The 10,225-nt window shown below is 71.5% G+C and carries 7 protein-coding genes; 4 read left to right on the top strand and 3 right to left on the bottom strand.

Features of this window, described 5'->3' with window-relative positions:
* The 3 genes from AB0C29_RS18785 to AB0C29_RS18775 all read left to right on the top strand — a co-directional run.
* Positions 1 to 435, top strand: a 435-nt coding sequence (locus AB0C29_RS18785) for a discoidin domain-containing protein (protein WP_360821717.1), incomplete at its 5' end; no start/stop codon positions are given.
* A 71-nt stretch (positions 436 to 506) separates the two neighbouring features.
* Positions 507 to 4,334: a discoidin domain-containing protein gene (locus tag AB0C29_RS18780; protein ID WP_360821715.1), complete on the top strand. Its 3,828-nt coding sequence runs from the start codon at positions 507 to 509 to the stop codon at positions 4,332 to 4,334.
* 71 nt (positions 4,335 to 4,405) lie between these two features.
* Positions 4,406 to 5,836 (top strand): serine hydrolase domain-containing protein, encoded by a 1,431-nt coding sequence (locus tag AB0C29_RS18775; RefSeq protein WP_360821714.1) that lies wholly within the window; start codon positions 4,406 to 4,408, stop codon positions 5,834 to 5,836.
* Between the two features lie 10 nt (positions 5,837 to 5,846).
* Here AB0C29_RS18775 and AB0C29_RS18770 read toward each other — a convergent pair whose 3' ends face one another.
* The 3 genes from AB0C29_RS18770 to AB0C29_RS18760 all read right to left on the bottom strand — a co-directional run bounded on the left by AB0C29_RS18770 (position 5,847) and on the right by AB0C29_RS18760 (position 9,311).
* Positions 5,847 to 6,068 (bottom strand): hypothetical protein, encoded by a 222-nt coding sequence (locus AB0C29_RS18770; protein ID WP_360821719.1) that lies wholly within the window; start codon positions 6,066 to 6,068, stop codon positions 5,847 to 5,849.
* A 113-nt stretch (positions 6,069 to 6,181) separates the two neighbouring features.
* Entirely contained in the window at positions 6,182 to 8,296 is a 2,115-nt protein-coding gene (locus AB0C29_RS18765; protein ID WP_360821712.1) for a bifunctional SulP family inorganic anion transporter/carbonic anhydrase, read from the bottom strand.
* A gap of 121 nt (positions 8,297 to 8,417) precedes the next feature.
* The gene (locus AB0C29_RS18760) at positions 8,418 to 9,311 is read right to left on the bottom strand and encodes a LysR family transcriptional regulator (RefSeq protein WP_360821710.1); all 894 of its coding nucleotides are present in this window, start codon (positions 9,309 to 9,311) and stop codon (positions 8,418 to 8,420) included.
* A 137-nt stretch (positions 9,312 to 9,448) separates the two neighbouring features.
* Between AB0C29_RS18760 and AB0C29_RS18755 the strand changes: the two genes are divergently transcribed.
* On the top strand, positions 9,449 to 10,225 hold a 777-nt coding region (locus AB0C29_RS18755), incomplete at its 3' end, for an SDR family oxidoreductase (RefSeq protein WP_360821709.1).

The following is a 10,225-nucleotide window of genomic DNA, read 5'->3' as shown; positions in this document are numbered from 1 at the left end:
ACACCGCCGGCTCCGACCGGGAACATGGCCGCCGGGCGGCCGGTCACCGCCAGCAGCCAGGCCGACGTCTACACGCCCGCCAACACCGTCGACGGCAACGCGAACACCTACTGGGAGAGCAGCAGCAACGCCTTCCCGCAGTCGCTGACGGTGGACCTGGGCCAGGCCCGGTCGGTCTCCCGGGTGGTGCTCAAGCTGCCGCCCGCGGCCGCCTGGGCCACCCGGACCCAGACCCTGTCCGTGCTGGGCTCGGCCGACGGCTCGTCCTACAGCACCGTCAAGGCATCCGCCGGCTACACCTTCAACCCGGCCTCCGGTAACACCGCGACCGTCGCCATCCCCGCGACCTCGCAGCGCTACCTGCGGCTGACGTTCACCGGCAACACCGGCTGGCCCGCGGGCCAGATCTCCGAGTTCGAGGCCTACACCTCGTAGCGAGCCGGGGAGGGCGGGACCCACCGAGCCCGCCCTCCCCGATCCCCCACCCAAGAAGGGCGCGCTCCCACATGTCCAGAGTCAGAAAGCTGCTAGCCGCCGCCATAGCCACCACCCTGATCCAGCTCGTCCTGCCCGCCTCCTCCGCCGCCGCGGCCGGCCCGAACCTGGCCGCCGGCAAGACGTTCACCGCCAGCAGCGTCGCCGACGTGTACGGCGCCGGCAACGCGGGCGACGGCAACGCGAACACGTACTGGGAGAGCCAGAACAACGCCTTCCCGCAGTGGCTGCAGGTGGACCTGGGCGCCTCCGTCAGCGTCAACCAGGCCGTCCTCAAGCTCCCGCCGGCCGCCGCCTGGCAGACCCGCACGCAGACCCTCACCGTGCAGGGCAGCACCACCGGCTCCGCCTTCGCCGACCTCAAGGCGAGCGCCGGCTACACCTTCAACCCGGCCTCGGGCAACACCGTGACTATCGACTTCGGCGCGGCCACCGCCCGCTACCTGCGGCTGAGCATCACCGGCAACTCGGGCTGGCCGGCCGGTCAGATCAGCGAGCTCGAGGTGTACGGGCCCACCGCCGGTGACACCCAGGCACCCTCCGCCCCCGGCGGACTGGCCCTGACCCAGCCGGCGAGCGGGCAGATCCGGCTCACCTGGAACGCGTCCACCGACAACGTGGGCGTGACCGGCTACGAGGTCTACGCCAACGGCAACCTGCGCACCACCGTGGCCGGCAATGTGCTGACCTACCTGGACAACCAGCCCGACAGCGCCACGGTCGCGTACTACGTGCGGGCCCGGGACGCGGCCGGCAACGCGTCCGGCAACAGCAACACCGTCACCCGTACCGGGCAGGGCGGGGACAACACCGCGCCGTCCACGCCGGGCACGCTGTCCTACACCCAGCCGGCCGCCGGGCAGATCCGGCTCGCCTGGGGCGCGTCCAGCGACAACGTCGGCGTGACCGGCTACAACGTCTACGCCAACGGCGCGCTGAAGACGACCGTCACCGGGCTCACCTACACCGACAGCCAGCCCGAGAGCGCGACGGTGTCGTACTACGTCAAGGCGCGCGACGCGGCCGGCAACGAGTCGGCGGCGAGCAACACGGTGACCCGTACCGGCACGGTGACCAACGGGACCAACCTGGCGGTGGGCAAGCCGATCGAGGCGTCCTCGTCGATCTTCACCTTCGTGGCCGCCAACGCCAACGACAACGACACCGCCACCTACTGGGAGGGCAGCGCGTACCCGGCCAACCTGACCGTCAAGCTAGGCGCCAACGCCACCACGCAGTCCGTGGTGGTCAAGCTCAACCCCGACACCGCGTGGGGCACCCGGCAGCAGACCTTCTCGGTCCAGGGACGCGAGCAGAGCGCCACCGGCTTCACCACGCTCGTCGGCTCAGCGACGTACACCTTCAACCCGGGCACCGGCAACACGGTGACCGTGCCGGTGAGCGCGACCGCCGCGGACATCCGGCTCAGCTTCACCGCCAACACCGGCGCGCCGAGCGGCCAGGTCGCGGAGTTCCAGGTGATCGGCAACCCGGCACCGAACCCCGACCTCACGGTCACGGGCCTGTCGGCCTCGCCGGCGTCGCCGGTCGAGACCGACACGGTGACCCTGTCGGCCACCGTGCGCAACGCGGGCTCCGCGGCCAGTCCGGCCAGCAACGTCAACTTCTACCTGGGTACGGCCAAGGTCGGCACCGCGAACGTGGGCGCCCTCGCGGCCGGAGCCTCGGCCACGGTGACGGCGGCCATCGGCGCGCGCAACGCCGGCACCTACGTCGTCAGCGCCAAGGTCGACGAGGCCAACACGGTCGTCGAGCAGAACGACGCGAACAACTCCTACACCAGCCCCACCAACCTGGTGGTGGCCCCGGTCAGCAGCTCGGACCTGGTCGCCTCCGTGGTGAGCTGGTCGCCGGGCAACCCGTCTGCCGGCCAGACGGTCACGTTCTCCGTGACCATCAAGAACGAGGGCACCCAGGCCTCGGCCGCCGGCGCGCACGGGGTCACCGTGACCGTGCTCTCCGACTCGGGCGCCACGATCAGGACGCTGACCGGCTCGTACTCGGGCACCCTGGCGGCCGGCGCGTCCTCGCCGGCGATCAACCTGGGCACCTGGACCGCCGTCAACGGCAAGTACACCGTGCGGACCGTGCTCGCCGACGACGGCAACGAACTGCCGGTCAAGCGGGCCAACAACACCAGTGAGAAGCCGTTCTTCGTCGGTCGCGGCGCGAACATGCCGTACGACATGTACGAGGCCGAGGATGGCCAGACCGGTGGCGGGGCCGCCGTGGTCGGCCCGAACCGTACCGTCGGTGACCTGGCCGGTGAGGCGTCCGGCCGGAAGGCCGTCACGCTCAACTCGACCGGCAGCTACGTGCAGTGGACGACCCGGGCCAGCACCAACACGCTGGTGGCCCGCTTCTCCATCCCGGACAACACCACCAGCTCGATCAACGTCTACGTCAACGGCACGCTGAACAAGACCCTGCCGCTCACCTCGAAGTACGCGTGGCTCTACGGCAACGAGACGGCGCCGCAGAACTCCGGCACCGGCCCGCGCCACATCTACGACGAGGCGAACATCATGCTGGCCGGCACGGTCGCTGCCGGCAGCGTCATCAAGCTGCAGAAGGACTCCGGCAACGGCGGGAACATCGCCATCGACTTCATCAACACCGAGCAGGTCGCGCCGGTCGCCAACCCCAACCCGGCCACGTACGTGGTGCCGGCCGGCTTCGACCAGCAGTCGGTGCAGGCGGCGTTCGACGCGGCCCGGATGGACAGCGGCAAGACCGGCGTCTACCTGCCCGCCGGTGACTACCAGACCTCGAACAAGTTCCAGGTGTACGGCAAGGCGATCCAGGTCGTCGGGGCCGGCCCCTGGTACACGAGGTTCTACACGCCGGCCAACCAGTCGGAGACCGACGCCGGGTTCCGCGCCGAGGCCTCGGCCAACGGCTCGACGTTCAAGAACTTCGCGTTCTTCGGCAACTACACGATCCGCCAGGACGGCCCGGGCAAGGTCTTCGACCTGTCCAACGTCTCCAACATCACGATCGACAACATCTGGGCCGAGCACACGGTCTGCCTCTACTGGGGCGCGAACACCGACCGCATGACGATCAGGAACTCGCGGATCCGCAACCTGTTCGCCGACGGCGTCAACATGACCAACGGCAGCACCGACAACCTGGTCGACAACAACGACGCGCGGGCCACCGGCGACGACAGCTTCGCGCTGTTCTCGGCGATCGACGCGGGCGGCTCCGACGAGATCAACAACGTCTACTCCAACCTGTCCAGCACGCTGACCTGGCGCGCCGCGGGCATCGCGGTCTACGGCGGGTACGCCAACACGTTCAAGAACATCTACATCGCGGACACCCTGGTCTATTCGGGCATCACGATCAGCTCGCTGGACTTCGGCTACCCGATGAACGGCTTCGGCGCCGACCCGCCGACCGTGTTCGACAACATCTCGATCGTCCGGGCGGGCGGCCACTTCTGGGGCGCCCAGGTGTTCCCGGCGATCTGGGTCTTCTCCGCGTCGAAGGTCTTCCAGGGCATCCGGGTGAGCAACGTCGACATCGTCGACCCGACCTACTCGGGCATCATGTTCCAGACCAACTACACCTGCCCGACCTGCCCGCAGAACCCGATCAAGGACACCGTCTTCACCAACGTCTCGATCACCGGGGCGCAGAAGAGCGGTGACGCGTACGACGCCAAGTCCGGCTACGGCATCTGGGCCAACCCGATGCCGGAGAGCGGGCAGGGGCCGGCGGTCGGCTCGGCCACCTTCACCAACCTGCGCCTGAGCAACAATTTCAAGGACATCGAGAACCCGACCAGCACGTTCACCATCGTCCGCAACTAGCCACCACGGCGAGAGGGGCCCGCACCGAAAATGGTGCGGGCCTCACGCGTACGCCTTGTTAGGGTGCGCCGGTGCCCTCCCACCGCGCGCTGCTGCCACGCTCGACACCGGCCGCGTCGGGGGTCTCGTCCCGCGCGATCGGCGCGCTGCTGGACCGGCTCGAGGCGCGGTCCGTCGAGGTGCACTCCCTCATGGTGGTGCGGCACGGTCATGTCGTCGCCGAGGGCTGGTGGGCGCCGTACGCGGCCGCCCGCCCGCACCTGCTCTACTCGCTGACCAAGTCGTTCACCTCGGTCGCCGTGGGGCTCGCGATCGCCGACGGGCTGCTCTCGCTCGACGACCGGGTGGTGGACGTGCTGCCCGAGCATGTGCCGGCCGGCCTGGGCGAGCAGGGTCGCCGGCTCACCGTGCACCACCTGCTGTCCATGACCACCGGGCACACCGGGGACAGCCTCACCGAGGCCTGGGAGCTGGAGCCGGCCGACCTGGTCAAGGGCTTCCTGCGGGTGCCGTTCCCGGAGCCGGAGGGCAGCCGGCACGCCTACGACAACGCGACCACCGGCGTCCTGGCCCGGATCGTGGAGCGGGTCACCGGCCGGGGCCTGCCGGAGCTGCTCGACGAGCGTCTCTTCCACCCGATGGGCATCGAGCACGCCGAGTGGGACCGGTTGTCCAGTGGCGCCGCCTTCGGCTTTCACGGGCTGCACCTCACGACCGAGGCCGTCGCCGCGTTCGGCCAGGTGCTGCTGCACGGAGGCGCCTGGGGCGACCGCCAGCTGATCCCGCGGGCCTGGGTCGACCTCGCGACCAGCCGGCACATCGCGACCCAGCAGGACCCGGAACTCCTGCCCAACCCCGACGGACTGGCCGGGTACGGCTACCAGTTCTGGATGTCGCGGCACGGTTACCGCGGTGAGGGCGCCTACGGCCAGCTGTGCGTGGTCGTCCCGGCGCACGATCTCGTGGTCGCTGTGACCGGCGGCGGCGACCCCCACCAGGAGATGCCCGGCGCGTTGTGGGAGCTGCTGCTGCCCGGCCTGGACAACCCGGGAAGCGCCCGGGACGACGAGGTCCTCGCCGAGCGGCTGGGCCGGCTGTCGTTCCCGCCGCCGCCCGGCTCGGCCGGCCCGTCCCGTTCCGCCACGGCCGACATCGACGCCTCGGCCGAGGGTTCGGCTCTGCCCGACGGCACCACGGTGACCGTCGAGCCGGTGGACTGCGGGAGGCATCTGCGGCTCGGGCCTTCACTCCAGCTCGCGGCAGGTCACGGTGACTGGCGGGAGAGCTCGCCGCTCGGCCGTCCGGTCGTCGCCGCCGGCGCCTGGCAGGGCGACACGTTCATCGCCGAGCTCTTCGTCATCACCAGCCCGCACCGGGTCCGGCTGGTGCTCGACGCCGACGCCGGCGTAGCCATCGCCACCTGGAGCACCGTGCCCCTGACCACCTCGGACCTGCGGTTGCACCTGCGGTCGCCGCTGATGACCCGGCCCGACGTCGCATAGAACGCCGGGCTCAGACAGCGCGGATGCGCCCGAGGCCGGCCAGGCGGACGAAGATGCGGCGCCGGGCCACCGCGCGGCCCCGGTTGTCGAGCTGGTAGCCGTCCAGCCAGACCCAGCCCGCGTACGTCGGCCGCGCGTCCACCGCCACCACCCGGAACGTGAAACCGAGCCGCCCGGCGAACTGCACGCTCGCCGCCCGGCCGACGACCACCACGTCGCCGGCGCTGACCATCCGCTCGAGAGCCGCCACGTCAGTCACCTCCGGGTGGGTGACGCCCCGATCAACTCTGTTCCGTCCCGGCCCGCAGCTCAATGGCCTGTACAGATGTGGCACAAAGTTGTCACTCAAAGTGCAGAAACCGGGCTCCGGACGCCGTCGGCCACGTTGTACATCCGGGCCTCGGCCAGGTCGAAGTAGAGGCCGGTGAGCTCCAGCCGGCCCTCGTCGACCGCCCGCCGCACGCTCGGGTACGTCCGCAGATTCGCGAGCTGCCGCTCCACGTTGGCGGCGATGCAGTCCTCCTCGTGGGCCCGGCCGGTGAGGTCCGTCCCGGCGGACGCCAGCCAGGAGCCCAGCGCGGTGTCCGGGCCCGCCGCGCCGTCCATCATCGCCCGCACGGCGCCACAGCCGGAGTGCCCGCAGACGGTGATCGTCGCGACGCCGAGCACGTCCACGGCGTACTCGATGCCCGCGCCGACCGAGGAGTCGCCGGCGCCGTGGGCCGGGACGATGTTGCCGACGTTGCGCAGGCAGAACAGGTCACCCGGCCCGCTGGTGGTGATCATGTTGGGCACCACCCGGGAGTCGGCGCAGGTGATGAACAGCTGTTCCGGGCGCTGACCCTCGCGGGCCAGCCCGGCCAGGTGCGGGCGGACCAGCGGGGCGACGCTGCGCTCGAACTCGTCGATGCCCGCGGCCATGGCGTCGCGGCGCTGCTCGTTCAGGGAGATCCACTGGGCCCAGGAACCGAGGAAGCGGGGCAGCCGGCCGGGCTGGGAACGGTTGACGCCGAGCCGCCCGGAGGTGGCCCGGTGGAACCAGCTGTCGTGGACCTCCTCGATGTGCACCCGGCCACCGCCGCGCTCGTAGGCGTCCCGCCAGTCCTGGATCGTCTCGAACGCGCCGTGGTCCAGGTAGTCCAGGTGCAGCTCCAGCTCGACGGACTCGCCGGGCGGCACCGCGGCGAGCTCCCGCGCGACCCGGCCGGAACCGATGAAGGCCAACGTGCCGGTGATGACCACGAGCCACCGTCCCGGCGCGGGCGACGAGCGGTGGATCTCGCAGCGGGCCAGCCGGGCCAGCATCAGCAGCACGGCCGTGGCCATGCCCAGCGCCACCCCGGTGAGCAGGTCGGTGAAGATCACCCCGAGGGCGGTGACCAGGTACGTGGGCAGCTCGCGGTGCCGCACGTACGCCTTGATCTGGGCCATGCTGACCAGCCGGAGCCCGACCACCACCAGCACCCCGGCCAGCGCGGAGAGCGGGATCTGCTCCAGCAGCCCGGCGAAGAGCAGCACGCAGACCGCGATCCAGCACCCGTGCAGCACGGCTGACGCCCGGGTCCGGGCACCAGCGGCGACGTTGGTCGAGCTGCGCACGATGACGCCGGTGACCGGCAGCCCGCCGAGCGCCCCGGACACGGTGTTGGCGGCGCCCTGGGCCAGCAGCTCACGGTTGAGGTCGGCCCGCTTGCCGTTGTGCAGCTTGTCCACGGCCACGGCGGACAGCAGCGACTCGACGCTGGCGACCAGCGCGATGGTCAGCACGATGCCGGCCACCCGCAGCGGCGGCGCGTCCGGCCAGCGGGGGAAGGTCAGCTCGTCCAGCGGACGGTCCGGCAGGTCCACCCGGGCGATGTCCAGCCCGGCCAGCGCCGCGGTCGCGGTGGCCACGGCGACCGCGATCAGGGCACCGGGCAGCAGCGAGATCTTCACGAAGCGCGGCCAGATCAGCAGGATCGCGATGGTCAGCACGCCGATGCCGATGGAGACGCCGTGGTTGCCGGCGATCTGGGCGGGCAGGTCACGCAGGTTGCGCCAGGGGGTGCTCTGGGGGTCCCCGCCCAGCACCACGTGCACCTGGCTGAGCGCGATGACGATGCCGATCCCGGCGAGCATGCCGTGCACCACGGCCGGGGACAGCGCGAGCGCGGCCCGGCCCAGCCGGGACACGCCGAGCACGATCTGCACGAGGCCGGCCAGCGCCACCACCGCCGTCGTCCCGGCCCAGCCCAGCTCGGTCACGGCCCCCGCGACGATCACCGTGAGGCCGGCCGCCGGGCCGCTGACCTGCAACGGAGAGCCGCTGAGGGCGCCCGCGACGATGCCGCCGACCACCGCCGCGATCAGACCGGCGAGCAGCGGGGCCCCGGAGGCAGCGGCGATCCCGAGCGACAACGGAATGGCGATGAGGAAGACGACGATGGAGGCGGGTACGTCGTGTCGCAGCAAGGTGCGCATCGGCGCGGTGGTCCCTTCCCGGATCTCTGCGAATAAGCTCGCAATTGGGGTATTTCGGGTCACCCTAGTGGTGCCACGTGAACACGCCGTTACAGATCTGCCCCCTGGGGCACACTCTCAGTCACTTCTCAGCCTCGGTCTCGAGCCGGGAGATCAGCTGGGCCAGGTCGCGGCGGCGGGAATCGGCGGCCCAGACCGCCCAGGTACGCCGGACGACCGGCGCACCGATCAGGGGGACCCGCACGACGCCCGCGGGCAGCGGCTGAGTCCAGCGCGCCGGGGCGAACGCGAACGCCCGCCCGGCACTGACCGCCGCGAACTTCACCTCGGCGATCAGCGACTGCCCTGGCTCGGCGGGCGGGCCGGGGTGCAGACCGTGGCTGCGCAGGATCGCAACGACCTCGTCGTACCAGACCGGGCTGTCGGCTCGCGGGAAACCCAGCCAGTCCAGCCCGGCGAGCGACTCCAGCCGTACGCCGCCCGGGTCCGGCGGGTCACCTGTGGCGGCCAGCAGGACGCCCAGCCGTTCCTCCACCACCACCGTCGCGTCGAGTTCACGGTCGCCGGGACGGCTCCGCAGCAGCCCCACCTCCAGCTCACCGTCGCGCAGCGCGTCCAGCTGCGCGGCCGAGGACAGGTGGCGGACCACGACCCGGGTCCGCGGATGCGTCGAGGCCAGTCCGGCGAACGCGTCCGGCAACAGCTCCGGCGGCAGTTCGAGCGGCACGCCGACACGCAGCACCGAATCACCGGCAGCGGCGAACCGGCCCACCGCGACGAGTGCCTGGTCATAGCGGGCCAGCACCGCACGCGCCTCGGCAGCCAGCACGGTGCCCGCCTCGGTGAGCTGCACACCGGTGCTGCTGCGGACGAGCAGCTCGGCCCCGACCTGCTGTTCCAGCGCGGCCACGGTCTGGGAGACCGCCGGCTGACTCACCCGCAAACGCCGCGCTGCCGCCGAGACACTGCCCTCTCCCGCGACGGCGAGAAAGACCCTGAACTCCCGTAGTTCCACCCGTCCATCGCACCACGCGGCGCCCGATGACCGGCGATAAGGAGGGCTTATCGCGGCAGGGATGCCCGGACCGGACCGCGCGCTTACACCTGCCGGAACCCCCGCCCGGGGCTTCCGGGACAGAAAAGGTGAGCATCATGGCAACAGCACTCTCGGGCCGGACCGCCCTGGTGACCGGCGGCACCAGCGGCAACGGCCGGGCCACCGCGGCGGCCCTGGCGGCGGCCGGAGCCACAGTGGCCCTCTCCGGACGGGACGCGGACCGCGGCGAGCAGGCCGTCCGGCAGATCGAGCAGGCCGGCGGCACCGCGTTCTTCGTCGCCGCGGACCTGCGCGACGAGGCCGCGGCGCGGACGCTGGCGACCCGCGCGGCGGAACTGGCCGGACCGGTGGACATCCTGGTCAACAGCGCGGGTGTCTTCCCGTTCGGGCCCACCGGGAAGACCACGCAGGAGCAGTTCGACGAGGTCTACGCGCTGAACGTCCGGGCGCCGTACTTCCTGGTGGCCGAGCTGGCCCCGGCCATGGCGGCCCGCGGCCACGGCGCGGTCGTCAACGTGACCACGATGGTCGCCGAGTTCGGCGCGGCCGGCATGGGCCTCTACGGCTCCAGCAAGGCGGCGATGGTCCTGCTCACCAAGTCATGGGCGGCCGAGTACGGGCCCAGCGGCGTACGGGTGAACGCGGTGAGCCCCGGCCCCACCCGTACCGAAGGCACCGCCGCGATGGGCGACGCTCTCGACCAGCTCGCCTCGGCCGGGCCCGCCGGACGGCCCGGCACCGCTCAGGAGATCGCCGCCGCGATCGTCTTCCTGGCCGGGTCATCGGCCAGCAGCCGCCGGACGTCCGCCATGGACGGCTCGGCGGTCGCGGCAGCCAGCTCGTCGAACAGCGCCACGTCGACCGTGTCGGCC

Origin of the sequence: Actinoplanes sp. NPDC048791 (assembly GCF_040650095.1) — a bacterium.
Lineage (GTDB): Bacteria > Actinomycetota > Actinomycetes > Mycobacteriales > Micromonosporaceae > Actinoplanes.
Note: the sequence above shows the minus strand (reverse complement) of the source record. Positions and strands in the feature narration are given on the sequence as shown.